Annotated in this window: 25 protein-coding genes; 15 read left to right on the top strand and 10 right to left on the bottom strand. The window is 68.9% G+C overall.

What is annotated here, in order from left to right; genetic code table 11:
- Positions 1-73 precede the first annotated feature (73 nt).
- Positions 74-478 (bottom strand): hypothetical protein, encoded by a 405-nt coding sequence (locus J3A75_RS04710; RefSeq protein ID WP_122160841.1) that lies wholly within the window; start codon positions 476-478, stop codon positions 74-76.
- A gap of 374 nt (positions 479-852) precedes the next feature.
- Between J3A75_RS04710 and J3A75_RS04705 the strand changes: the two genes are divergently transcribed.
- On the top strand, positions 853-3,336 hold the full coding sequence (locus J3A75_RS04705; protein ID WP_238247620.1) for a PAS domain S-box protein: 2,484 nt from the start codon (positions 853-855) through the stop codon (positions 3,334-3,336).
- 412 nt (positions 3,337-3,748) lie between these two features.
- Here the strand turns inward: J3A75_RS04705 and J3A75_RS04700 are convergent, their stop codons facing one another.
- The 3 genes from J3A75_RS04700 to J3A75_RS04690 all read right to left on the bottom strand — a co-directional run bounded on the left by J3A75_RS04700 (position 3,749) and on the right by J3A75_RS04690 (position 5,355).
- Positions 3,749-3,982 carry a hypothetical protein gene (locus tag J3A75_RS04700; RefSeq protein ID WP_163006053.1) on the bottom strand — a complete coding sequence of 78 codons (234 nt, stop codon included), beginning with the start codon at positions 3,980-3,982 and terminating at the stop codon, positions 3,749-3,751.
- A 171-nt stretch (positions 3,983-4,153) separates the two neighbouring features.
- Positions 4,154-4,804 (bottom strand): NrsF family protein, encoded by a 651-nt coding sequence (locus J3A75_RS04695; protein ID WP_122160843.1) that lies wholly within the window; start codon positions 4,802-4,804, stop codon positions 4,154-4,156.
- Positions 4,801-5,355 carry a sigma-70 family RNA polymerase sigma factor gene (locus tag J3A75_RS04690; protein ID WP_163006228.1) on the bottom strand — a complete coding sequence of 185 codons (555 nt, stop codon included), beginning with the start codon at positions 5,353-5,355 and terminating at the stop codon, positions 4,801-4,803. The genes J3A75_RS04695 and J3A75_RS04690 overlap by 4 nt, the downstream gene beginning before the upstream one ends.
- Positions 5,356-5,879: 524 nt before the next feature.
- Between J3A75_RS04690 and J3A75_RS04685 the strand changes: the two genes are divergently transcribed.
- The 11 genes from J3A75_RS04685 (at position 5,880) to J3A75_RS04635 (ending at position 15,838) form a co-directional block, all read left to right on the top strand.
- Complete coding sequence (locus J3A75_RS04685) at positions 5,880-6,638, top strand: DUF2231 domain-containing protein (protein ID WP_122160845.1); 759 nt, start codon at positions 5,880-5,882, stop codon at positions 6,636-6,638.
- Positions 6,639-6,847: 209 nt separating this feature from the next.
- Entirely contained in the window at positions 6,848-7,294 is a 447-nt protein-coding gene (locus tag J3A75_RS04680; RefSeq protein ID WP_238247621.1) for a hypothetical protein, read from the top strand.
- A 172-nt stretch (positions 7,295-7,466) separates the two neighbouring features.
- Positions 7,467-7,763, top strand: coding sequence for a hypothetical protein (locus tag J3A75_RS04675; protein ID WP_122160847.1), 297 nt, complete (start codon positions 7,467-7,469; stop codon positions 7,761-7,763).
- Positions 7,764-7,810: 47 nt separating this feature from the next.
- The gene (locus J3A75_RS04670; RefSeq protein ID WP_122160848.1) at positions 7,811-9,349 is read left to right on the top strand and encodes a TolC family protein; all 1,539 of its coding nucleotides are present in this window, start codon (positions 7,811-7,813) and stop codon (positions 9,347-9,349) included.
- A gap of 41 nt (positions 9,350-9,390) precedes the next feature.
- Positions 9,391-10,809: a multicopper oxidase family protein gene (locus J3A75_RS04665; protein WP_122160849.1), complete on the top strand. Its 1,419-nt coding sequence runs from the start codon at positions 9,391-9,393 to the stop codon at positions 10,807-10,809.
- A gap of 164 nt (positions 10,810-10,973) precedes the next feature.
- The gene (locus tag J3A75_RS04660; protein WP_122160850.1) at positions 10,974-11,264 is read left to right on the top strand and encodes a copper-binding protein; all 291 of its coding nucleotides are present in this window, start codon (positions 10,974-10,976) and stop codon (positions 11,262-11,264) included.
- Positions 11,265-11,340: 76 nt separating this feature from the next.
- Positions 11,341-12,051 (top strand): copper-binding protein, encoded by a 711-nt coding sequence (locus J3A75_RS04655; RefSeq protein ID WP_122160851.1) that lies wholly within the window; start codon positions 11,341-11,343, stop codon positions 12,049-12,051.
- Entirely contained in the window at positions 12,051-12,761 is a 711-nt protein-coding gene (locus J3A75_RS04650; protein WP_122160852.1) for a transglycosylase SLT domain-containing protein, read from the top strand. The genes J3A75_RS04655 and J3A75_RS04650 overlap by 1 nt, the downstream gene beginning before the upstream one ends.
- A 121-nt stretch (positions 12,762-12,882) precedes the next feature.
- On the top strand, positions 12,883-13,749 hold the full coding sequence (locus J3A75_RS04645) for a GNAT family N-acetyltransferase (protein WP_122160853.1): 867 nt from the start codon (positions 12,883-12,885) through the stop codon (positions 13,747-13,749).
- Entirely contained in the window at positions 13,746-15,050 is a 1,305-nt protein-coding gene (locus tag J3A75_RS04640) for a multidrug ABC transporter ATPase (RefSeq protein ID WP_122160854.1), read from the top strand. The genes J3A75_RS04645 and J3A75_RS04640 overlap by 4 nt, the downstream gene beginning before the upstream one ends.
- A 332-nt stretch (positions 15,051-15,382) precedes the next feature.
- On the top strand, positions 15,383-15,838 hold the full coding sequence (locus J3A75_RS04635) for a MerR family DNA-binding transcriptional regulator (RefSeq protein ID WP_122160855.1): 456 nt from the start codon (positions 15,383-15,385) through the stop codon (positions 15,836-15,838).
- Positions 15,839-15,928: 90 nt separating this feature from the next.
- On the opposite strand, the gene J3A75_RS04630 is transcribed toward J3A75_RS04635, so the two are convergent.
- From J3A75_RS04630 to J3A75_RS04620, 3 genes are all read right to left on the bottom strand, one after another.
- Positions 15,929-16,207, bottom strand: a complete 279-nt coding sequence (locus J3A75_RS04630; protein WP_163006054.1) for a hypothetical protein — start codon at positions 16,205-16,207, stop codon at positions 15,929-15,931.
- Positions 16,208-16,401: 194 nt separating this feature from the next.
- The gene (locus J3A75_RS04625; RefSeq protein ID WP_122160857.1) at positions 16,402-17,196 is read right to left on the bottom strand and encodes a copper resistance protein B; all 795 of its coding nucleotides are present in this window, start codon (positions 17,194-17,196) and stop codon (positions 16,402-16,404) included.
- Positions 17,196-18,950 (bottom strand): copper resistance system multicopper oxidase, encoded by a 1,755-nt coding sequence (locus J3A75_RS04620; RefSeq protein ID WP_245364373.1) that lies wholly within the window; start codon positions 18,948-18,950, stop codon positions 17,196-17,198. Before J3A75_RS04620 ends, J3A75_RS04625 begins: the two co-directional genes overlap by 1 nt.
- A 607-nt stretch (positions 18,951-19,557) precedes the next feature.
- Here J3A75_RS04620 and J3A75_RS04615 point away from each other — a divergent pair.
- Entirely contained in the window at positions 19,558-20,223 is a 666-nt protein-coding gene (locus J3A75_RS04615) for a hypothetical protein (RefSeq protein WP_122160859.1), read from the top strand.
- Positions 20,224-20,236: 13 nt separating this feature from the next.
- On the opposite strand, the gene J3A75_RS04610 is transcribed toward J3A75_RS04615, so the two are convergent.
- The 3 genes from J3A75_RS04610 to J3A75_RS04600 all read right to left on the bottom strand — a co-directional run bounded on the left by J3A75_RS04610 (position 20,237) and on the right by J3A75_RS04600 (position 22,425).
- Entirely contained in the window at positions 20,237-20,413 is a 177-nt protein-coding gene (locus tag J3A75_RS04610; protein WP_163006055.1) for a hypothetical protein, read from the bottom strand.
- Between the two features lie 375 nt (positions 20,414-20,788).
- The gene (locus tag J3A75_RS04605; protein WP_281035528.1) at positions 20,789-21,241 is read right to left on the bottom strand and encodes an ImmA/IrrE family metallo-endopeptidase; all 453 of its coding nucleotides are present in this window, start codon (positions 21,239-21,241) and stop codon (positions 20,789-20,791) included.
- 42 nt (positions 21,242-21,283) lie between these two features.
- Positions 21,284-22,425, bottom strand: a protein-coding gene (locus tag J3A75_RS04600; protein WP_122160860.1) for an IS3 family transposase whose coding sequence is annotated in 2 segments (ribosomal slippage) — positions 21,284-22,158 and positions 22,158-22,425 — 1,143 coding nt in all. Because the reading frame shifts where the segments join, the coding sequence is not laid out codon by codon here.
- A 123-nt stretch (positions 22,426-22,548) separates the two neighbouring features.
- Here J3A75_RS04600 and J3A75_RS04595 point away from each other — a divergent pair.
- Positions 22,549-22,686: a hypothetical protein gene (locus J3A75_RS04595; protein WP_238247510.1), complete on the top strand. Its 138-nt coding sequence runs from the start codon at positions 22,549-22,551 to the stop codon at positions 22,684-22,686.
- A gap of 152 nt (positions 22,687-22,838) precedes the next feature.
- Positions 22,839-23,078 (top strand): hypothetical protein, encoded by a 240-nt coding sequence (locus tag J3A75_RS04590; protein WP_122160862.1) that lies wholly within the window; start codon positions 22,839-22,841, stop codon positions 23,076-23,078.
- Positions 23,079-23,148 lie beyond the last annotated feature (70 nt).

Raw genomic sequence — 23,148 nt, 5'->3', positions numbered from 1 at the left:
TCTCCTGAACGCGATGGACGGCCGCGCACGGACGCGCGGCATCGTGCCGGCGCTCACGCCGGCGGCATCGGGCTCAGGCTCGGGGAGGCTCGGGTAACGGCGGTCCGTGCACGCTGGCGAAGGACGCCGCATCGGGCCACGACCGGCTCGTCCGCGTCGCGACCGGCGCCGGGACGGACATCGCGGCCGGCGGGAGCGAAGCGATGCCCGCGAGGCAGAGCGCCAGCAACGGGCAACCCGCCTTCGCGCAATCGGGCTTCGCCGTCTTCTTGGGCGGACAGCAAGGCATTTCGGCCATGTCGATGGCCGCCATGTCGGCGGGGTCCACGGCCGGCATCGCCTCGTGCCCGACGCCTGCCTGCGCCATCACGGACGCGCGCATGCCCGCGACGGCCGCGGGGGCGGCCACCGGCGTCAGGGCGAGGCTGAGAACCGCGAGCAGCGGGAGCAGCCGCCTCAGGGCGAGCCAGAAGTTCACGGATCCACGATGCCAGCTTTTCGGTCCGGGCGGAAGGTCGACGGCGGTCCGTCCACCATGCGGAATGGTCGCGGCATGGACTGGGCCGCCCAGATCTCGCGCGCCCATTCCCGACGCCAAGCCCGTCCCGCCTTGCCAGCGAGCGATATCCCCCCGACAGCAAGTGGCCTAAATCCGACGTTCGGTACCCGCAGCGAGGGCCTCCTTCCGACCCTTTGCAAACCCTGAGGAGGCCCCCTGTCAGCCGCGTGGCGGCGGTGGCCTCTCACATTCCCTCTGCCTGTGGTGATCTAACAACCCTCCAGGCCGCTCCAAGAGCGTCTCCAAGCGCAGCTATTGAGGCCAACGCTATGTCTGGTACAGCCGGCCGTATCATGGACAAAGACCGCCCGACCTCGACGCCGGCGACCACCGAAACGGTCCGTCGTGACACGAGCCGCATCTTCGCTGAGATCGCTGGCGGCAAGGATCTCACCGACCCGTTCGCGGCGGCCGTGCGGGCGACGCGCATGCCGATGATCATCACCGACCCGCGCCAGCACGACAACCCGATCATCTTCGTCAACGACGCCTTCTGCCGCCTGACCGGGTACGACCGCACGGACATCGTCGGCCATAACTGCCGCTTCCTGCAGGGTCCGAAAACCGATCCGGATGACGTGACCCGCATCCGCAACGCCGTGGCGGCACGCGAAAGGATCGAGATCGCGATCTACAACTACCGCAAGGACGGCACGCCGTTCTGGAACCAGTTGCTGCTAGCCCCGGTCAAGGACGCCAAGGGCGAGGTCGCCTACTTCTTCGCCAGCCAGTACGACGTCACCTCAGACTTCGCGCAGGTAGCCCGCCTGCAGGGCGAGAACGCGGTGCTGGCGGCCAAACAGGCCGACAGCACGGAACGCCTGCACGCCAGCCAGGAACGTCTCAAAACGATCGTGAACACGATCGACACCGGATTTGCCATCGTCGAAGTGCGGTTCGATACCGACGACCGCCCGCTGGATTATCGCTTCCTGGAAGCCAACCCCGCCTTCGAGCGTCAGGCCGGGGTCAATCTGCGCGGCAAATGGGTGACGGAATTCGCACCGGACCTGGAACGGTTTTGGTTCGAAACCTATGGGCACGTCGCCCTGACCGGCGAGCCGGCCAACTTCGAGAATTACGCCGCGGCGTTCGGCCGGTGGTTTGACGTGCGGGCCATCCGGGTCGGTGATCCCGCAGACCGCCAGATCGCGATCTTCTTCAACGATGTGACCGGTCGCAAGCATGCTGAGCAGGAACTGCTCAAGCTCAACGAAACTCTCGAACAGCAGGTTCACGAACGCACCCAGGAGCGTGATCGGCTCTGGCGTAACACCCAAGACATTCAGGTCGTCATCGACGGCCGGGGCGTTTTTCAAGCTGTGAACCCAGCCTTCACGGTTATCCTTGGATGGACGGCTGAGGATGTCCTGGGCAGGACGGTCTTTGAATTCATCGTTCCGGCCGACGAGGGGCTGACCAACCAGGCGTTGCAGCATGCCCGCGTCCATAGCCTTCCCACCGTTGAGAACCGCTACCGCCACAAGGAAGGGGGCTTCCGCTGGATCTCCTGGGTCGCCGCGCCGGAAGGCGAGCTGATCTACGCGAGCGGGCGACACATCACCGCCGAGAAGGACCAGGCAGAAGCCCTGAGGCTGGCGGAGGAGGCGCTCCGGCAATCCCAGAAGATGGAGGCCGTCGGCCAGCTGACCGGGGGCTTGGCCCACGACTTCAACAACCTGCTGGCGGGCATCTCCGGCTCCTTGGAGCTGATGCAGACGCGCATGCAGCAGGGCCGGCTCACGGACGTGGACCGCTACATGACGGCGGCCCAGGGCGCGGCCAAGCGCGCCGCCGCGCTGACCCACCGTCTCCTTGCGTTCTCGCGTCGCCAAACGCTCGATCCCAGGCCCACCGACGTGAACCGGCTCGTCTCCGGCATGCAGGAGCTGATCCAGCGCACCGTCGGACCGGCGATTGCCGTCGAAGTGGTCGGTACGACGGGTGCGTGGCCGGCGCTGGTGGATCCGCCGCAGCTTGAGAACGCCCTGCTCAACCTCTGCATCAACGCTCGCGACGCGATGCCGGACGGGGGCAGCATCATCATCGAGACGGCCAACAAGTGGATGGACGAGCGGGCCGCCCGGCAGCACGACATGCCGGAAGGGCAATACCTGTCGATCTGCGTGACGGACACCGGCACCGGCATGCCCCCGGAGATCGTGGCGCGGGTGTTCGAGCCGTTCTTCACGACCAAGCCGATCGGCGAGGGCACGGGGCTAGGCCTGTCGATGATCTACGGGTTCGCTCAGCAATCCGGCGGACAGGTGCGCGTCTACTCGGAAGTCGGACAAGGGACCACCGTGTGCATCTACCTGCCGCGCCATTATGGCGAGGTCGCCGAGGACGAGGGGATGAACCCCGTCACCGACCTGCCGCGTTCCGAGCAGGGCGAGACCGTGCTGATCGTCGATGACGAGCCCACCGTGCGCATGCTCGTCAGCGACATCCTGGAGGACCTCGGCTACACGGCCATCGAGGCCGGCGACAGCGCGGCGGGTCTCAAGGTGCTGCAGTCCGACGTGCGCATCGACCTACTGGTCACGGACGTCGGCCTGCCCGGCGGTATGAACGGGCGGCAGATGGCGGACGCCGCACGCGTCGCCCGACCCGACCTGAATGTGCTGTTCATCACCGGCTATGCCGAGAACGCCATCCTCGGCAATGGACACCTTGCGCCGGGCATGGCGGTGCTGACGAAACCGTTCGCGATTGAGACCATGGCAGCGCGGATACGTTCGATGATCGAGGGCGGCAAAGGCAATAAGCGCTCATAGCCTTGGGTTTGCTCCGGGACAGAGCCTAGGATCTGATCGTTGCCGAGTGGGTTAAAATGCAGAACCGCTTTGGATATTTTCCCGATAAAAACCCGTCCAGACCCGAAATAGAGGCCTAAACTACGTGAAGATTGATCTCTATCAATGGTTGGGGCATGACTTGCAGAATATTGTTCTGCAAGTCATGCATTATTTCCCATTTTCACAACGCCTGCACCCTATGCAAACTCCGAGGGCAGGTAGTGCGCTGAGATCTCCGCCACTAACAGATTGTTAAAACAATCGAAAAGCGCCTCAGAAGATAGAGGCGACTTACTGCTGGTAGGTTGAGTGTCCATATGGCTGTACAAGATGGAGGCCCAACTTCTACCTCTCTGGACTTTTTCAACAACCTGTTAGGGCGCCCATAGTCTCAGTAGTCGCGTGCGGGCCGAACCGGCTTGCGGTTGGAAGGACGGCGAGTCATCTCGGTGAGCGACCCGGTCGTCGAGCCGACGTCCGTCGCTTCAACCGGATGGGGTGGCGTCCGATGCGTCTGGGGTATGAAGCGGGACGGGACGTTGTCCATCCATCCCGCGAGCGCGTGACCTGGTAAGGCGGCAAGCATCGCGAGGCCAGTGAAGACAGGAACGATCTTGGTTCTCATGGCGAACTCGATTTTTGTTCGGGAGCCTGCTGCTCGTCTCCTTAGATCCGTGCGTCCCGAGCCCATGGTTACGGAGCTACGAGAATTTTTGATGTGCCGCGGCCACTAGCGCGGTGGCTCGTCTCCATCGTCGACTGGCGAGGGGTTAGGAAGAGGCTCCGGGTCGGTTCGCTACCATCGCAGCAGGCGCGGACCCAGTAGCGCGCCCGCCAGCGTGCACAGCGCGAGGGTGCCCCCGTACCAGACGGCGACGAACGGCACGGTGTCATCCATGCAGTGCAAGGAGTAGCCGAGCGCGCTGACCGCGCCCGAGGCGAGGCCGACCAGGGCCCCCGCCCGCACGAGGTCCGTCGGCGCCCCGAACCGCCGGACCGCCCACGTGACGACGGCGAACGGCACGACGGCGATCAAGGGGATCGAGACGAGGCATTCGAGCCAGGTGTGGCCCGAGATCAAGCCGTGCCAATGCTCGCGCGGGGTCATCGACAGGCTCGCCCCCGCGAGCGCCCCGACCGCGACGAACGGCAGGGCAGCGACCCCAAGGTGGACGCGGCTCTCGCCGCCCGGCCTGGCCACCCTGACCAGATACCGGAGCGCGAGGCCACCGACCGCGGCCGCGAACGCGAACTTGAACGCGAGGAACAGCAGCGGCCTGGCCTCCATCAGGCCGGGGCGCACGCCAAGGACCACGAGTGCCAGGCAAAGCGCGGCCGCGGCGCCGACGGCCACCGCGAGCCCGAGCCGGCGGGTCATCCAAGGGGTCCGAACCGGCTCGCGCTCGAAGCTGCTCCCCAAGAGGCCGATGAGTTCGTCGGTCTTCATCTCGCCTTGCCCGCCACCAGGTTCGTCAGGGCCTTCAGGCCGCGATGTACGCTCACCTTGACCGCGGTCTCGGTCATGCCGGAGCGTTCGGCCGCCTCGGCGGTGCTCAGTCCCTCGACCTTCGTCGACCGGATCGCGTTCCTCATCTTGGCCGGCAGGTGCGCCAGGAGGCGCTCGACGTCGAGCGAGCTCTCCACCGCGACGTGGTCGTCGTGGGCCACCAGCACGCCCGCATCCTCGACCGGCACGTCCGTCGTGGACGAGCGCGTGCGCCGGAGATGGTCGATGAGCTTGTAACGGGCTATCGCATGGATCCACGGCGTCACCGGCTGCGCGACGTCATAGGTATGCCTGCGCGTGTGGATCACCATCAGGGTCTCCTGGACGAGATCCTCCGCCTCGGTATCGCTCTGCCCGGAGCGGACCAGCTTGCCCTTGTAGTACGCACGCAGATGCGCACCCAGGCGCACGAGGAAGCGCCGGTAGTCGACCGCGCTTCCCCCGAGGCTGGCGATGAGCAGCCCACGCAGCTCTTCCTCCGCCTGTGTCACCAGGGCTGTACGAGCCGGTTCATGGATGCCGGGCCAAAGCTCGAAGTACGTCGCATCGTCCGCCACCCGCAGTGCCCTTCGCGACCGCCGCGCCACGCCGGGTGGGCGCGCATGTCGTCCGGCGGTCCGCGTCGCGCGGCTGGTCGCCCGAAGGCGACATGAGACCGCCGCCACCGCTCGAAGGGTAGTCCGCAAGCGAGGTCCGAAAGGTTACAGCGCCCTGGGCATGCCCCCACCGACAGGCATGTGCGGCGAAATATTGCCAAGCCTTGGCGCCGTTCTTAGACCCGCGCCGGGTACGACGAGAGGGACGGGCCAGGGGCTCCCGAGCCTCCCTCCCGGGGTGCACACGTATGCGAGGATCGGTCATCCGAGGCCGCATCCGAGAGGGTGCCGCTCCCGAGATCCGGCGACGGCGGCGGGCTCGCCTAAGCGCGACGTCCCGCTCGACACCCATCCCGCATTCGAACCGGTCCGGGCGGCGACCGGCGTCCCGCCATCCACGCTTTCCTGGGAGTACGGTCATGATCGAGGTGATCCCGAACTGGCATCCGGTCGCGGTCCATTTCACGGTCGCCCTCCTCATCACGGCCAGCGTGCTGTTCGCCGCAGGGACCCTGTTCAGGACAGCGCCGCTCGGAGACGCGCTCACGACGGCCGCCCGCTGGAACCTCGCGATCGGCATCGCGGTCACGGTCGCGACCCTCGCCACGGGCTGGTCGGCCTACAACACCGTCGCGCACGACGCGGCCTCGCACGAGAACATGACAGTCCACCTCCGCTGGGCCGTCGCCACCGCCTTGATCTTCCTCGTCGCCGGAGGCGTAGCGTGGTCCGAGCGCCGGAAAGGCGCCGGCGCGGGCATCGTTTTGCTGGCGCTCCTCGCCGGGGGCTCCGGGACGCTCGCGGTGACGGGCTGGCTCGGCGGCGAGAACGTCTACCGCTATGGCCTGGGTGTCATGGCGCTCCCGAAATCGGGCGACCACGTCCACCCCGGAGGCGGCGGCCCTCCTCATGAGCATGGCCGCGACCATGTCCATGAGCACGACCATGCGCCTGTGAACGGTCCGGCCACGCCCGATGCCGCCGCGGGCAAGTCCGGGATGAGCCCGGCTCCGGATGCCGCCGCGCACGACCACGCCCACGGCCAAGAGCATGGCCACGAGCAAGGCCAAGGGCAGGTTCAGGTGCCCGCGGGCGGTCCAGCCACGCCTGAAGCCGCAGGCAAGGCCGGGACGGCGCCGGCCCCGGATGCGGCCGCTCCGCACGACCACACGCACTGATCGCCGCGTCGCCGCCGGTCCCGTTCGCGCTCCACCAGCTGGGTCGTCGCAAGCCGGCGCGCCTGCGACAGCCGTCCCGAACCTGGCTTGTTGCGCAAATCCAACAGAATGTCCTTCGAAGGCGTAAGATCGTCGCGATGGATTGCCGCTTCCGACGCGGCGTGCCAATGTCTCCCAAGATTAGGCCGGGGCCCTGATCATTGAACATCGTGCGCACATTTCTGCTCGCCGTGCTCGCTTTGGCCTTGGCCATCGCGCCGGCCGCGCCGTGCACGATGGGCCGGCCTGCCGCGGCGGCCGACCGCGCCCTTGCCGACGTCGCGGGGGCGATGCCCCACGCACGTCACGCGCAGTCGCCGCGGAGCCACGACGGTCCGGATGTTCCCGGGCACGCCGGGCTTCATGCGGGTTCCCAGGACGCGCCGGCCGCGACCGCCGGCGATGACGGCTGCCCGGGGCACCGGCACCGTTCGAAGCGCCCGGCCTGCCCGTCGCCGTGTTGCACCCTCGGTTGCCAGGCCGCGCTGCCGGCGGCGGCCTGGCTGGGCATGCCTCTGGATTACGCCCCGTTCGAGCGGGTCCTGATCGTCCAAGAGGACGGGAACGTCGACGCGCGTCCGCTCCGGATCGAGCGACCCCCAAGGCTCGGCGCCTGACGCGCGGGCGGCACTAGCGTCCGCCCGAGGCCGCTCCGAAGGGACGGCAAACCATTCCGTTCGAACACCCGACGCCTCGGTCGGGCGCGACCCCGTCGCCGGCTCCAGCCGCGCGGCCGGCGCCGCGCCGGGCCTTGCCCTCGGCCGTCCGCCTCAGTTCGGGAAGTCCACCATGTTCAAGTTGCCGAGACCGGCCGCGCTCGCGGCGGTCCTGCCGCTCGCCGGCTGCATTCCCGCCGCCGTGCCCGCCGGGCTCGTCCTGCCCTCCGACCCGGGCGTGCCGGTACCGCCGCCCCGCTACGCGAAGGTCACGCGGGGCGTGAAGGATTTCGGCGTCGTCGAGCCGAAGGATTGGCGGGAGCTCAACCGACAGGTCGCACCGAAGACCGGGTCCGGCGGAATGGGCGGCATGCCGGGCATGGACGGGATGCCGGGGATGGGCGGCAAGCGCGACTCGGGAGGCCGGTGATGGCGCGGCCCTGTAACCAAACGGACGCGCATCCCGGATTAACCGGCATGGGACGCACGTTGGCGGCGCCGGGACATGCCGGCAGGACGGAGCGCGCGCCGGGCGAGCCCGTCCGGTGGCGTCTTCTGCGCACGGCGACGAGCCTCATGGGCCTCGGCTTGGCCCTCGGCGGCTGCGCGAGCTTTTCGCCGGACGCCGGATTGTCGGTCGCCGGCGGCTATGCTTCGCTGGAACTGCGCAAGGACATCGTGAAGGCGGACGATCAGGGCATCGCGCCGACCGCGGAGACGCGGGTGGACGCGCTGCTGCGGCATCCCCTGACGGCGGATGGCGCCGTTCAGGTCGCGCTCCTCAGAAATCGGGGTTTGCAGGCCGCGTTCAACGACCTCGGCGTCTCCGAGGCGCAGTACGTGCAGGCCACGCTGCCGCCTTCCCCGCGGCTCTCCATCACCCAGTGGGGCCTGGGGTTCAACACGGAGATCGAGCGCTCCGTGGCCGCGAGCGTGCTGGAGTTGGTGACGCTGCCGGCGCGCGCCGAGATCGCGCGACAGCGCTTCGGGGCTGACCAGTACAACGCGGCGGATCAGGTCCTGCGGCTGGCCGGCGAGGCCCGGCGCCAATACTACCGGACCGTGGCCGCCAACCAAGCGACCGCCTTCCTGGAACAGGCGCTGGCCGGCGCCGAATCCGCGTCGACGCTGGCCAAGCAGCTGGGCGAGACGGGCGCGCTGAACAAGCTGGAGCAGGCGCGCGAGCACGCCTTCTACAGCGAGCTCGGGGCGCAACTCGCGAAGGCGCGGGTCCAGCAACGGGCGGAGCGGGAGCGACTGACGCGCCTCCTCGGGCTCTGGGGTCGGGACACCGAATTCCGCCTGCCAAACGGCCTGCCGCCCCTGCCCGGAAGGCTCGTCGAAGGACGCGCCATCGAGGCCGAGGCGATGACGAAGCGAGCCGACGTGCAGGCCGCCCGCTTCGAGCTGCAGTCGCTCGTCGGGCAGTTCGGGCTGAACCAAGTGAGCGGCTTCGTCAGCGTCTTCGACGTGGGCTTCGCGAACAGATTCTCGCAGTCGAGGACCCTCGGGAGCGGGGCAGAGGGCGGCGCCCCGAAGGTCGACAAGGCCAGCCTGAACGGGTTCACGGCGGACCTCGTCATCCCGGTCTACGACTTCGGGGCTACCGCCGTCCGGGGCGCGAGGGAGAGTTACCTCGCCAGCGCCAACCGCCTGGCGGAGCGCGCGGTCAACGCCCGCTCCGAGGTGCGCGAGGCATACCAGCGCTATCGCGGCCAGTACGACATCACCCGGCACTACCGGACGAGCGTCCTGCCCCTGCGGCGGACGATCCAGGACCAGACCCTGCTCCAGTACAGCGGCATGCTCCTGGACGTGACGACGCTCATCGTCGACGCCAGGGCCAGGATCCTGAGCAACATCCAGGCGATCGAGGCGCAGCGCGACTTCTGGATCGCGGCGACCGACCTCAAGGCCGCGACCGTCGGCGGCGGGTTCTCGGGGGGCAACTTCGGCGGCGAGGCCGCCGGGGGCACCCCGGGCACGAGCCTCGCCGTCGCGACGCCCGGCGGCTGAGGTCGGGACCGCGGCCCGTCCATGACATTCGGAGAGGCATCATGACCGACATCTCGCGCAGAGGGATCCTGGGAGCGGGCGGCCTCGTGCTGGCCGGCACGTCCATGATCAGCGGACGCATCCAGGCGGCCGGGCTTCCGGAGGCCCCGATCATGGACAAGGCGACCATGCAGCCGCCGCTCTATCCGACCAGCGGGCCGGACTACCAGCCGGTGGTCACGCTCAACGGCTGGACGCTGCCCTGGCGCATGCGCGGCGACTGGAAGGAGTTCCACCTCATCGCCGAGCCGGTCGTGCGGGAGATGGCGCCCGGCATGGACGCGCGGCTCTGGGGCTACAACGGCCAATCGCCCGGACCGACCATCGAGGCGGTCGAGGGCGACAAGGTCCGCATCTTCGTCACCAACCGCCTGCCGGAAGCGACCGCGGTGCACTGGCACGGCCAGACGCTGCCCAACGGCATGGACGGGGTCGCCGGGCTGACCCAGCCCGGCATCCCGCCGGGCAAGACCTTCGTCTACGAGTTCATCCTGAGGCGCTCCGGCACCTTCATGTACCACCCGCACTCGGACGAGATGGTCCAGATGGCGATGGGCATGATGGGCTTCTTCGTCGTCCATCCGCGCGATCCGGCCGAGCGGCGGGTCGACCGCGACTTCGTCTGGCTGCTGAACGCCTACGACATCGAGGCCGGGTCCTACGTGCCCAAGGTCAACACGATGCTCAACATGAACATGTGGTGTTTCAACAGCCGGGTCTGGCCGGGCATCGACCCGATGGTCGCGCGGCAGGGCGACAAGGTCCGGATGCGGTTCGGCAACCTGACCATGACCAACCACCCGATCCACGTCCACGGCGTCGACTTCAAGGTCACCGGCACGGACGGCGGCTGGATCAACGAGAACTATCAGTTGCCGGAGGTGTCGGTCGACGTCGCGGTCGGGCAGATGCGGGCCATCGAGTTCAACGCCGACAACCCGGGCGACTGGGCGATCCACTGCCACAAGTCGCACCACACCATGAACGCCATGGGCCACAACGTGCGCACCTACATCGGCGTGAACCTGAAGAGCACGGCCAAGCAGATCCAGAAGATCGCCCCGGGGTACATGCCGATGGGGTCCACCGGCGGCGGCATGATGTCCGAGATGGAGATGCCGCTCCCCGACAACACGCTGCCGATGATGACCGGCACGGGCCCGTTCGGGTCCGTCGAGATGGGCGGGATGTTCACGGTCCTGAAGGTCCGTCCGGGACTGGCGGCCGGCGATTACCGCGACCCGGGTTGGTACAGGCATCCGGAAGGCACCCTCGCCTACGAGTGGACCGGCGAGCCGATGCCCGAGCCGACCCGCGCCCCGGACACGCCCAAGGGCCGACGCGCGCGGCAGACCGACCTGCGGGTCGTGGACCCGCGCACCCGTCGCACCGCATCGAACGCGGTCGGCCACGAGCACTAGGCGGACGCCCGCAACTCGCCAATCGGCCTGCCGGAAGCGCCTCGCGCGCGGCAGGCGAACCCGTTCGGACCGGGAGCGATCCCGTCCGAAGTCCGCCGCGCCGGTCGCCGCAAACCCCTCAACGCGGCCGGTGCGGCGGTTCTGGACCGAAGGAGAAGAGACCCATGAGACGCAAGATCCCGCTCGCCGTCCTGTCGGCGGCCTTCCTGGCGGTCGCGGCGCCGGCGTGGGCGCAGTCCGTGAAGGGGACGGTGACGAAGGTCGACCCGGCCGCCGGCAAGGTCACGCTGGACCACGCCGCGATCCCGAAGCTCGACATGGACGCGATGACGATGGCCTACCCGGTCAAGGATCCCGCGATGCTCAAGGATCTCAAGGCCGGCGACAAGGTCGATTTCGACGTCGCCGAGACGGGCGGGGCCTACACCGTCACGAAGATCCAGAAGGCGAAGTAGCGCCCTGGAGGCGAGCCCTCGCGCGGCTTCCGCCCGGTCCCGCGCGAGGTCTCCGAAACCTTGAGATGGAGAGACCATGCGACGCCTGATCCTGTCCGCCGCGCTCGCCGCGGCCCTCGTCGGCCCGGTTCCGGAGCGCGCCGGAGCGCAGCCCGCGAAAGGCGCGCCGGCAGCGCTGGAACGGGCGCGCGAGACGATGGCGAACCGTTTCCGGGACACGAAGCTGACCGGTGATCCGGACCGGGACTTCGCCGAGCTGCTCATCGCGAGCTACGAGGAGACGCTGTTCCTGGCCAAGACGCAGCTGGACTACGGCGGGGACCGGCAGCTGCGCGAGACAGCCCAGAAGATCCAGGACGAGCAGCAGGCGCGGATCGACGCCCTGAAGCAGTGGCAGGTCCGCAGCCGCGAGGCCGGGTACCGGCCGCAGCCGAACCAGACGCCGTCGGGCGAGGGACCGCTCGACCGTCAAGCGAAAGGAGCCCCGGGCCAGGCTCGGCCCGAGCCGCCTTCCGCGGAGAAGGCGGCCCCGCAGTCGGCTCCGCCGGCGACGCCGTCCAACGCCCCCCTCGTCGCCGGGACCGTGAAGAAGGTCGACGACGCCGCGGGCAAGGTGACCCTCGATCACGAGACCATCCCGAACATCGGGATGGACGCGATGACCATGGCCTACAAGGTCCAGGACCCGGCCATGCTCAAGGGGCTGAAGCCCGGCGAGCGGGTGCGGTTCTCGGCCGACCGCGTGAACGGTTCGATCGCCGTCACCCGCATCCAGAAGGCCAAGTGATGGAAGCCGGCCGGCCTCGCCCGAGCCCGGCCGCGACGCCTCGCGCCCTGGGCGTCCTCCTCGGACTCGCCGCGGTCGCCGTCGCGACGACCGCGGCGGAGGGGGCGGGGGGCACCGCGGGATCGGTCGCCACGGGCTTGGCCGCCGCTGACCCCGCGGGCGGCGGTCCAGACGCCTATGGCGAACTCCTGGCGCGGGAGGCGGCGGCACGCGGGGTCCCGCCCGCACTCGCCGAGGCGGTCGCGTTCGTCGAGAGCGGCTACGACGCCGGGGCGGTCGGAAAGGTCGGCGAACTCGGACTGATGCAGGTGCGGCCGGCCACGGCTGCGATGCTCGGCCATCGCGGGCCGGCCGCGGAACTTCTCGATCCGGCCACGAACGTTCGCTACGGCGTCACCTACCTCGCACGGGCGTGGAGCCTCGCGGGCGGGAACGTGTGCCGTGCCCTCGCCAAGTATCGCGCCGGCCACGGCGAGGAACGCCTGACGCCGCGCTCGGTCGATTACTGTCGGCGCGCCCGCGCCCGGCTGGCCGCCATGGGGTCGCCGCTCGCGGCGACGGCCGGTCCTGGCATCCCGCGGACATCGGCATCGAGATCAGGCGCGGCGTCGACCGCCGTCGCGCTCCTCGTGAATCGGTTCTGGGCCGCGCACGTCGCGCGTGTCCGGACCGTCGAGATCCGGACCGCCCGGATCATGGGGGGCGGCTGATGCGATCCTCCTGGGCGGCGCTCCCGCCTTCGGTCCGAGTGCGGCGGAGGTCGCCGATGACCCGCGCGCGCCCACGCGTGGTCGCCCGGGCGCATCTCCGGCGAAACGAGCGAGGCTCGGCATGACGTTCAAGCCCTACCCGCACGCGCGCGGTGACGGCTCCCTCGGCGATGGACTGGCGATGTTGCGCGCCAGGGTGGCCCGGCGCATGGCCCTGGGTCTGTTCTCCGAGCGGATCTCGATAGGTTTTGGGCGGGACATGTCGGTCGCCGTCGAACCGCCGGCCGCCAGGATCCCGGTCCGGCTGCGCGAGTTCCAACCGGACGACCTTCCGGCCCTCTTTCCCGTCGGCGGCGACAAGGCGGCCGAGCGCGAATGCGACGACGTCAGGTGGCGATTGCGCGCCGCCGCACACGGCGTCCTGCCGAGCCGATGCTACGTGCTCGTCGACGTCGAGTCGGACCGACCCTGCCACATCCAGTGGCTCACCGACCCGGGTTACGGCGACGCGATCCGCCGGTCCGGCGCCCTGCCGGTTCTGGCGACCGACGAGGCCATGCTGGAGAACGCCTTTACGCCGATGGGCTTCCGCGGCCTGGGCGTCATGGCAGCCGCCGTGCACCTGATCGCCGAACGCGCCCGATCACTGGGCAAGCGACGCTTGGTCGCCTTCGTCGACGCCGACAACGCCGCCTCCCTCAAGGCGGTCGAGCGGGCGGGCCTCACGCCCTGTTCGGTCCGCACGAGGCGCCAGGTCGCCTTCGGGACATTCCGGACCGTCCGTTTCGAAGCGTACGCGGGGGCCGTGGGTCGCAGGGCGTGCCCCACGTCGAGGGGCGAGGGCGACGGCGCCCATGCCGGGGACGGCATTCCCTCGCAAGTGGACGCACGAAAGGCCGGGCCGCCGGGTGCCGCTGAGACCATCGCGAACGCCGGGCCGCGAAGCGCGCCCTCTCCTCCCCGAAATACGGACCCAGCTGCCCCGTGACGGCAATCGAAGCCTTCCACGCCCTTGCCCACAGGCTCACGGGCCTCGACTACCCGCACGGCCACTGGTGGATCGTCGCCGATGCCTTCCTCGTCTTCGTCGTGGCGCCCGCGTGGACCGCGTGGCTCGTCGGCCGCGCCGCGCTGCGCCGCCGTCGGCGGTCGGTGGACGGTCCCGGTGCTGCAGGACCCACCGATGCCCTGCCGTCCGCCCCGTCCCGCGGCCGTCGGCATCGCGGCTTCGGGTTCCGGCCGGGCCGGCGCTTGGAGGCATACGTCCTGGGTGCCACCCTGGGCATCCAGGTTCGCTTGGTCTTCCTGTCGCTCGCGACGCTGCCGGCCGCCTGGCTCACCCTTGAGATACCCAAGCACATCGTCAACCATGCGCTCGCCGATGCGCGGGGCGACGGGCATCCCGGCATGACGTTCCTCGGCCTTCCCCTCGGCCGCACGGAACTGCTGTTCGCCCTCTGCGGCGGCTACCTCGCCGTCCTCACCCTGAACGGGCTCCTGAAGTACGCGGCGAACCGGGTTCGCGGACGCGTCAACGAGCGCGTCGTGCGCCGCCTGCGCCTGGCCGTCCTGCGGCGCGCCCGCACGGAGCGCTCGGCCGAGCGTCGCACGACGCTCGCCGCCGTGGCGGTCCAGGAGGTCGAGCCCATCGGCTACTTCGGCGGCAGCTTGGTCGCGGTCCCCATCGTGCAAGGGGGCGTGCTGGTCACGAGCGTCGCCTTCCTTCTGCTCCAGGACGTCGCCCTCGGCTTTGCCGCGCTGATCATGCTGCCGGTGCAGCTCACGGTCCTGCCGCGCCTCCAGAGGCGCCTGAACGCGAAGGTTCGGCAGCGCGTCCTCGCCACGCGCACGCTCGGCGCCTTCGTCACCACGCCCGAGGTCGCCGGGCCGCCGGGCCTCGCCCCGTCCGCGGTGAGGCGCGATCCGCACGCCTCGTCGTTGCGTCGGCGGATGGCGCACGTCGAGGAGCTTGAGCGGATCCGGGTCGCCATCAACGACATGAAGGGCGGCATCAAGAGCCTGTACAACTACACGTCCAACCTCACGCCGCTCTTCTTCTTCCTGATCGGCGGCTATCTCGTCGTGCAAGGCCGCCTGACCCTCGGCGCCCTTGTGGCGGCGCTCGCGGCCTACAAGGAGATCGCGCCCGCCCTCAGGGAGCTGTTCGATTTCGCCCAGGATTGGTCGGACGCGACGACGCGCTTTGCCGAGGTCACGCGGGCCGTCGACGTCCCGGTTGCCGTTCAGCCAGGCATCGCGCAGCCGGTGTCGGCGCGGGAGGCGGCCTAAACGATGCGCGCTCACGCCATGCGTTTCCCCGACCGCGGACGTTCCCGTTCCGCCTCCCCTGGTCTCGCGCCCGACGACGTTCCGGTGCGACCGCCTCCGTTCGCGAACAGGGGCGCGGCCGCGGCGCTCGCGGTTCCGCCGATGGTGCTTCCGACCTTGGCGACGCTGCGGGGCAGGAGGCCGCCCAGGTCCGTTCGGCCGTCCGCGATGCGGCCGAGCCGCGGGTTTCCCCGGCGTTCGCCCGAGCGAGGCGGTCTCGGGGCCGGGTTGGTCGCGGCGGCCAGGCTCGTCCGGGCGCGCCGACGCGCCTCGACGGAACGGGAGGTGGCGCGATGAGGATCGGGGAGGCTGCACGCGCCTGCGGAATCTCGCCCAAGATGATCCGCTATTACGAGCGCGCCGGCCTGATCCGGTCACCGACCCGGTCGGCGTCGGGTCATCGGGTCTACGCCGAGGACGAGGTGCGCACGCTGCGATTCGTGCACCGGGCCCGCATCCTCGGCTTCTCGGTCGCCGACACCGCCGTGCTGCTGCGCCTGTGGCGCGACGAGGAGCGTGCCAGCGCTGGGGTGAAGGACTTGGCGATCCGGCGCGCGACCGACATGGAACGACGCGCCGCCGCGCTGGCGGACGCCGCAGCCTCGTTGCGGGATCTCGCCGAGACATGCCCCGGCGATGACCGGCCGGAATGCCCGCTGCTCGACGCCCTCGCCCGCGAGCCCGCGCGACCGGGCGAAGGGCCCGCTCCCGCCCCTTCGGCACGTATCGAGGCCGGTCCGGCGAGATGACGGGCTCGGTACGGGTCGGATGACGGTCCGGGGCCCCGGAGCGCCGCGGCCGCGCGCGCTTGGCCGACGTCGGCGTCGGGGGCCCTCGCGTCAGCGCCGTTGCGCCGTATTGCCCGGCTGGGTCCGGAGCGAACGCCGGAGTTGGTCGCACCGGGCGGCCAGCAAGGCCGGGGTCTCGCCCGACGCGAGGGAGGCCTCTCCTCGGTCGGCGGCGGCGCAGCGACCGAGCATCTCGGGAAGAGTTGCCCCTTCCACCGCCCTGATCCCGTAACCCTTCAACCCCGGCTCCGTGACGGCCTGTGCGTGCGCCGATCCCAGGCCGGCCAGGAGCATGAGCGCGGCGAGGAGCGGGCGAAAGGTCTGCGTCACGGTCGATCTCCACGGTTGGGCGAAGAGTGGCATCGCGGCCGGCGGGTCGGGCGAGCCCGATCAGGAAGACGTCCCGCAGTGCCGCAGGGTTCGAGCGATACGGTGCGGTCGCCGACGCCTTCGCGCGACCGCGCGGCGACCCGGCGCTTCCGTGGCGTGACGACGGGTGGTGCATCGACTGGCAGGGTAGCGTCTCAGTACCAGAGGCGCAGGCCGGCCAGCGCCCGCAGGTCGCCGCTGCCCTCTCCGGACCGGCGCCGGTAGTCCGCCGTGCCGCCCAGGAACTGCTGGTAGGAGAGGCCGACGTAGGGTGCGATCTCGCGGGTGAACTCGTAGCGCAGCCGTAGGCCCATATCGATGTCCGACACCCCCGAACCGAGCTCCCGGCCGCGGTCGGCCTTCGAGTAGGCGTTCATCTCGATCTGCGGCTGGAGGATCAGGCGCTGCGTCAGGTAGAGATCGTAGGAGGCGTTACCCCGGAATGCGAAGCGCCCGTTGTCACTGGCGTAGCCCGTGAGTTCGAGGTTCCAGAACCCGATGGCCAGCCCCTGGATGCCGAAGGCGGCCCAGGTCCGATTGCGCAGGCTGTCGATGTCCGAGCGCACGCCGACCTGCATATCGAAATAGGTCGAGATCGGTCGGGTGTAGAGGGCCTCATGGTCGCCGTCCGAGAAACGCCCACGATTGCCGGCGTTGTAACGACCCTCCGATTTCAGCCACAGCTTGTTGTAGTCGTCCCCGATCCAGGCCTGTCCGTCGTAACGGAAGTAGCTCCCGTCCCCGAAGCGACCCTCGAACTGGTTGAGGAAGGCGTGGGCGTACACTCGGTCGTCGAGGATCGGGTTGCCGTAGGGCGCGGCGCCCTGCAGCGTATCCGGCCCGAGGCGCGTGCCGCCGTTGAGCAGCCCCGTCACGCTCTGGGCCAGGACGCCGGAGGGCGCGAGTGCGATGAGTGGGACGATGAGCGCGAGGGTGGCAGGCGCGCGCATCACGCCTCCCTCGGCAGGACGCGCAGGGTACGGAACATGCCAGCCTCGAAATGATACAGGATGTGGCAGTGCAGCGGCCACTGCCCGGTCGCCACGGGGGTGACCAGCATCGACAGCTTCTCGGCCGGGGCGACGCTGACCGTGTGCAGGTAAGGTCGGTGCCGCCCCTGCCCGTTCTCCAGCTCCATCCACATGCCGTGCAGGTGGATCGGGTGGCTCATCATCGTCTCGTTGATCATCACGAGCCGGAACCGCTCGCCGACCGTCACGTCGATGGGTCCCACCTCGGTGAACTTCTTACCGTCGAAGCCCCAGATCATGCGCTGCATGTTGCCGCTGAGCTTGAGCACGATCTCGCGGGTCGGCCGGCGGTCGTCGACGCCGGGGTTGATCGAGCGCAGGTCGGCGTAGGTCAGCACGCGGCGGTTCAGCTGGTTCAGGCCGTCACCGGGGATGCGGGTGCGGTCGCTCAGCATCTTCGGCTTCATCTGGACCTCGACGCCGGTCTCATCGAGCTCGACGCCAGGCGGCGGCTTCGCCATGGGTTGGTGGCCGGCGAGGCGACGCTTGTCCGGCACGATCTCGTGGGCGTGCTCGCCGAGGATGCCGCCGATGCGCGAGCCGTCGGGATGGGAAGCGCCGATCTGGTCGCGGCCCATCATGCCCTGCATGCCCATGTCGGTCATGGTCCGCAGCGGCCGCGGGTCGAAGGGCGGGATCTCGGCCGCCATCCCGTCGCGTGGCGCGAGCGTGCCGCGGGCGTAGCCGGACCGGCCGAGGTCCTGCGCGAAGATGGTGTAGGCCCGCGCCTCGCGCGGGCGAACGATCACGTCGTAGGTCTCGGCCACGCCGATGCGGAACTGATCGACCGGAACCGGGACGACGTCGTTGCCGTGGACATTGACCACGCTCATGGTCAGGCCGGGGATGCGCACGTCGTAGTAGGTCGCCGCGGAGGCGTTGATGATGCGCAGCCGGACCCGCTCCCCGGGCCGGAACAGGGCCGTCCAGTTCGCCCCGGGCGGCTGCCCGTTCATCAGGTAGGTGTAGGTCTCGCCGGACGGCGCCTCCAGGCCGGACGGGTCCATGCGCGACTCGGACTCGTGCCAGCGCTCCTTGACCGTGTCGGCGAGCCCGCTGCGCTCGGCGTCGGCGAAGAACGTCCGAACCGTGCGCTTGCCGAAATTGTAGTAGTCGGCTTGGTACTTGAGCTTGTTCTGGATGCGCTCGGGATCCTCGTCGGTCCAGTCGCTCAGGAGCACGACGTAATCGCGGTCGGCCTGGACCAGGTCGCGGCCGCGCGGTTCGATGATCAGAGCCCCGTAGACGCCCTTCTGCTCCTGGTAGCCCATGTGGCTGTGGTACCAGTAGGTGCCGCTCTGCAGCACCGGGAAGCGGTAGGTGAAGGTCTCGCCGGGCTGGATGCCCGGGAACTCCAGGCCCGGCACGCCGTCCATGTCGTTGGGCAGGATGATGCCGTGCCAGTGCATGCCGGTCATCTCGGGCAATTCGTTGCGGACGTTGATGGTGACGACGTCACCCTCGTGCCAGCGCAGCACCGGTCCGGGCACGCCGCCGTTGATGGTGTTGGCCCAGGTGGGGGTGCCGGTCTTGTCGACCGTTCCGCGGGCCAGGGTGAGGTCGTAGGTCGCGGCGCGCGGCGCCGTGGCCTCGCCGGGGCTGGTCAGGGCGAAGGCGGGACGGCTGCACGGCGACAGGCCCGCGACGGCGCAAGCGCCGAGGCCGGAGACCAAGCTGCGGCGTGTCGGTGCCGTACGGTTCCTCGAATGCGATGTCACCTGCGCTCCCCCGGTTGGGCCGCGCCGAGGAACCGGGCGACATGTCAGGTCTCGGGAAGGCTGCCGCCTTCCAACGTGGGAGGATCAAGCCGGTCGACGCTCCGCCGGCGCGTTCCGCGTACGATGTGATCGCGTGGCAACACCGACGCGCGGACCCGCACCTGACGTGGCGCCGTGTATCACCGCCCGGCCTGATGCGTTCCGAGGTAGGCCCCATCGGCGCGCCGCCTCCCCTCCTCCATGTCGTGAGAGACCGGGCGGCGGACCGCGACGACTACCTTTTGGGGACCGGTCGACGAAAACCCGCGACCGTTGGAGGGGCGGCAAGCGGCCGATTGGGCTCCTTGTTGATCGCCGACCCTTTGATCCGCGTTGAGCACCTAGGGGGACAGGCGGCCCCCACACCATGGTCACCTGCTTCAGGCACCAAAGATCCGCACATCATTTTCCGGGTCGCATAACCTGACGTGCGGTGCCCCTGGCGGTTTGTGGGTTGCGACCCTGAACCGGAGAATTCCTCGACCGGCCGGCGCTGTCGCGGGCGGGGGGACGAGGCGTTGCCATGGGCTACAAGCATAGCAATCCGCAGAATCGGGCGAAGGCGGCGTCCATGCTCAGGCAGTTGAAGGGCAAGCTCGTGAACGTGACGGGCGTGCAGGTCGAGGCGCGGAGCAACGTCTTCGCGGCCGCCGAGGCGTACTGGCAGCTCTCCAAGGCGGCCGGCGTCCACCTCTACAAGGTCGGCGACGGCTGGCATGCCGACTTGGAGTTCAAGGGACTGCCGCCAGGCGTTCCCACAATCGTCGGCACCCCGGAGCCGGTCGCCACGCGGACGGACGCCATCGAGAGCGTCGTCGGCATGATGTCGATCTGCGCGCAGCGCGACAACGTCCCGCCGCCGGACCCGGCGACGGGACTGCGCTGGTTCCGGTTCGACGAGCACGAGGTCCCGGTCGATCCGGGGATGCTCGAAAGCTACGCGGCCCGCGTCCCGCACGTCGAATTTGACGCAACGCACATCCGACGGGAGCTCAACCTCCTCCGCTCCGAGATCTCCGGCGACAGGCCCGTCACGGCGGATGCCTGGGCCGCGGCCGAGTTCCAGACCCGGTACGACGCCTGCCGCATGTGCTGCGCCGCCATGACGTTCGGCATCATGCAGGTGTCGTACGATCCGTCGGCGGAGCTCGAACTGGCCGAGTCGCCGGCGGCGCCCGGGATGCACTGACCCCGGCGCCGGGTCAGGCGGCGTCGGCGACCAGCGGGCAGGCCGCCAGGTCGCGGCGCCTGTAGAGCTTCGTCCGGACCTGGTCGTAGCTCGCCGCGTCCGCGACGCCGGCTTCCCCCGCGGCGTTCCATTGCGCGATCAACGTCTCGTCGTGCTCATCGATGGAGGCGAAGGGGCGGCGGACGGCCATGCGCTCATCGAGGAGGGCTTCATGTCCGAAGTGACGGTCGCTCGACCAAACGGTCCTGGGTGACATCGGAGCCCCGCGGGATGCGGAGGCTCGGCACGCGGCGGCACTCCGGCGGTCAGTCGGTGGGGCGCTCGCCATGGGTTTCATGGCGGTGTCTCCAGAGGGTCAGGAACCGTGTCTCGGCGCTGGGTGCCCGTGCAAGCCCGGGGCGCCGGGATCCACAGGACCGCGACGCCGGAACGGTGCCGAAGGCCGTTCCGATTCGCCTGGCCAGGGTCCGAAAACGCGACTCAGAGGCGGGGTATCGGGTAGCGCTACCAGATACCCCACGTGCGAATGAAAGCCTTCTTTCGGGGACACGAACCGAGATGAGCTTCAGTCGAAAAGTGTCGCTGTTACAAGCTTGTCCGAGAGATAATTCAGCTTGATGAGGCGGATCTTCGCCGCCTCCCTGGAAACTGCGAAGGCGTCGGTAACTGCGGCAATCAATTGATCGGAAAGTTCGGTTCCGATGCGAAAGGGGGTGAGCTTGCCGCTTGCTACGACGAGGGGCCGAAGCAGGTCAGTGAGCGCCTCCCGAGGCATCAAGAAGGCACCGCTCGCGTAGGACGCCTGCCACTCCATCCAATCGACCTGAGGGGCATCCAGCATCGTTTCACGTTTGCAGATGATGCGTACCCCGCCTCGTTCGACGAACAGGTCTCCGGCCGCAAACCTCAACTGGAAAACTTCGTCATGGAAGACGGCATGTCCCAGTTCATGCGCGTGTGTTGTTCTATAACGGTTCTCTCTCGTTTCGCTCGCGGAAAGTGTCTGAGAGACCTTGATCTCTGTGACTGACCGGTATTCTGGACCGAGCCGATTGGGAGGCTACTGCATGGCCGCTGCCATGGGTAGCCGGAAGGCCAGATCCGGGTAGCTGACAGGCGCGGGCGGCCGATAGCCCAGGGACGAGTGCGGCCGGACGCGGTTGTATGTAGTTTTCCAAAGACCGATCACGATCTGCGCCTCCTTCAGCGAGTGGAAGATCTCCTGTCTCAGGTACTCATCCTGAAGCTTGCCATTGAAGCTCTCGCAGTACCCGTTCTCCCACGGCGAGCCCGGCGCGATGTACTGGATCTGTGCTCCAGCTTTGGCGACCCATTTGCGCAACGCCTTGGAGATCATCTCAGGACCATTATCGCAGCGGATGTGCTCCGGGATGCCGTGCAGGCACATGGCGTCGGCCAGCGCTTCGATCACGCCGACGCTGTTGATGCGTCGCGCCACCTTCAGCGCCAGACAAGCCCGGCTATGCTCGTCGATCAGCGTCAGGATGCGCAGAGAGCGCCCATCGTGCGTCTGGGCTTGCACGAAGTCGAAGCTCCAGACGTGATTGCGGTGGAGCGGTCGTAGCCGCACGCTGGATCCGTCGTTCAGCCACAGCCGGCTGCGCGGTCGGTGCTTCTGTGGGACCTTGAGCCCCTCACGACGCCAGATGCGTTGAACCCGATCCTTGCCCACCTGCCAGCCGTCTGCTTGCAGCAGCGCGGTGACACGGCGGTAGCCGTAGCGCCCGTACTCGGACGCCAGGGCGACGATGGCGCGGGTCAGCGCGTCCTCGTCGGCCGGCAGCGTGGACACGTAGCGCTGCGTGCCGCGGTGCTGACCGATGATCCGGCAGGCGTGACGTTCCGAGAGGCCGTACTTCTCCCGGATGCCGTCCACCGCCTGCCGGCGTCGCTCGGGGGCTACAAGTTTCCCGAGGCGACGTCCGCCAGCACCTGACCCACCAAGGATAGATCGGCCACCAGCCGGCGCAGCCGCGCGTTCTCGCGCTCCAAGTCCTTCATCTTCCTGGCCTGATCGACTTGGAGACCGCCGTACTCCTTGCGCCAGCGGTAATAGCTCTGCTCGGAGATCTCAGCCTCCTTGCACGCCAGTGACAAAGACTTGCCCTGGGCTGTCTGCACCTCGACCTGCCGCAGCTTCAGCACCACCTGCTCCGCGCTCGTCTTCTGACCTCGCCGCATGTCCGCCTCCTTCGGTCCGGGCTGATCCTCTCAATCAGCCCGGTCCAAAGCCAGCCGGTCAGGTCACTCCTGGTGGAGCGGGGCCCCCTAACGCCGGCCGAGATCCTACCGGAGCTCAGGGCCGTGACCCACCGCGGCGCCACCCTGCACAAGGAGCCCCTGACACCGGGCACGCTCAAGAAGAAGATGGACGTCCGCGTCTTCCACGGTCGCTACTTCGAGCCTCGGGACGAGGGACGCTACGCCCGCAAGGCGGGCTGACGCCGGGCCCCGGCACGCCACCGAGCCTGAGCCCTCGACGTCAGGGCGCGGTGATCAGGTCCTCGACGCGGCTGGCCTGCACCTTCAACACGAAGGGTGTTGATCAGCCTGGAAGGAACGTTCATCCGGTGTCTGCGGCGAATGGGGGCGGCATGAACGAGGGTCTGCGCAAGGCGATGCTCGGGCGGATGAAGGCCCTGAGCGTCAAGATCGCGGCGTTGAACACGACCGCGGACGAACTGGTGAGGTCCGCCATCCTGCTCGACGGCGAACCCATAGCCCAGACCTTGCTTGGTCGGGCCCAGCGACGCCGCGTGCAGGTTCTGGTCATGCAGGGCAGGCTTGCCGCACTGCGCGAGCGGTACGACACCCGGTTTCGGCCCATGCCGTAGAGCGAAACCGCTCCGGGCCTGTACCGCCCAGGTGCCGTATTGCGGCGCCGGCCGCCTGAGAAAGGCGGGG

The organism is Methylobacterium sp. PvP105 (genome assembly GCF_017876975.1).
Classification (GTDB): Bacteria; Pseudomonadota; Alphaproteobacteria; order Rhizobiales; family Beijerinckiaceae; genus Methylobacterium; species Methylobacterium radiotolerans.
This window is presented reverse-complemented; position numbering and strand designations above follow the sequence as displayed.

Bases quoted from the DNA above. Each gene is read 5' to 3' on its own strand.
- J3A75_RS04705 (WP_238247620.1), top strand. From the start codon at position 853: ATGGACAAAGACCGCCCGACCTCGACGCCGGCGACCACCGAAACGGTC.
- J3A75_RS04700 (WP_163006053.1), bottom strand. From the start codon at position 3,982: ATGAGAACCAAGATCGTTCCTGTCTTCACTGGCCTCGCGATGCTTGCC.
- J3A75_RS04695 (WP_122160843.1), bottom strand. From the start codon at position 4,804: ATGAAGACCGACGAACTCATCGGCCTCTTGGGGAGCAGCTTCGAGCGC.
- J3A75_RS04685 (WP_122160845.1), top strand. From the start codon at position 5,880: ATGATCGAGGTGATCCCGAACTGGCATCCGGTCGCGGTCCATTTCACG.
- J3A75_RS04675 (WP_122160847.1), top strand. From the start codon at position 7,467: ATGTTCAAGTTGCCGAGACCGGCCGCGCTCGCGGCGGTCCTGCCGCTC.
- J3A75_RS04670 (WP_122160848.1), top strand. From the start codon at position 7,811: ATGGGACGCACGTTGGCGGCGCCGGGACATGCCGGCAGGACGGAGCGC.
- J3A75_RS04665 (WP_122160849.1), top strand. From the start codon at position 9,391: ATGACCGACATCTCGCGCAGAGGGATCCTGGGAGCGGGCGGCCTCGTG.
- J3A75_RS04660 (WP_122160850.1), top strand. From the start codon at position 10,974: ATGAGACGCAAGATCCCGCTCGCCGTCCTGTCGGCGGCCTTCCTGGCG.
- J3A75_RS04655 (WP_122160851.1), top strand. From the start codon at position 11,341: ATGCGACGCCTGATCCTGTCCGCCGCGCTCGCCGCGGCCCTCGTCGGC.
- J3A75_RS04650 (WP_122160852.1), top strand. From the start codon at position 12,051: ATGGAAGCCGGCCGGCCTCGCCCGAGCCCGGCCGCGACGCCTCGCGCC.
- J3A75_RS04645 (WP_122160853.1), top strand. From the start codon at position 12,883: ATGACGTTCAAGCCCTACCCGCACGCGCGCGGTGACGGCTCCCTCGGC.
- J3A75_RS04635 (WP_122160855.1), top strand. From the start codon at position 15,383: ATGAGGATCGGGGAGGCTGCACGCGCCTGCGGAATCTCGCCCAAGATG.
- J3A75_RS04625 (WP_122160857.1), bottom strand. From the start codon at position 17,196: ATGCGCGCGCCTGCCACCCTCGCGCTCATCGTCCCACTCATCGCACTC.
- J3A75_RS04615 (WP_122160859.1), top strand. From the start codon at position 19,558: ATGGGCTACAAGCATAGCAATCCGCAGAATCGGGCGAAGGCGGCGTCC.
- J3A75_RS04610 (WP_163006055.1), bottom strand. From the start codon at position 20,413: ATGGCCGTCCGCCGCCCCTTCGCCTCCATCGATGAGCACGACGAGACG.
- J3A75_RS04590 (WP_122160862.1), top strand. From the start codon at position 22,839: ATGAACGAGGGTCTGCGCAAGGCGATGCTCGGGCGGATGAAGGCCCTG.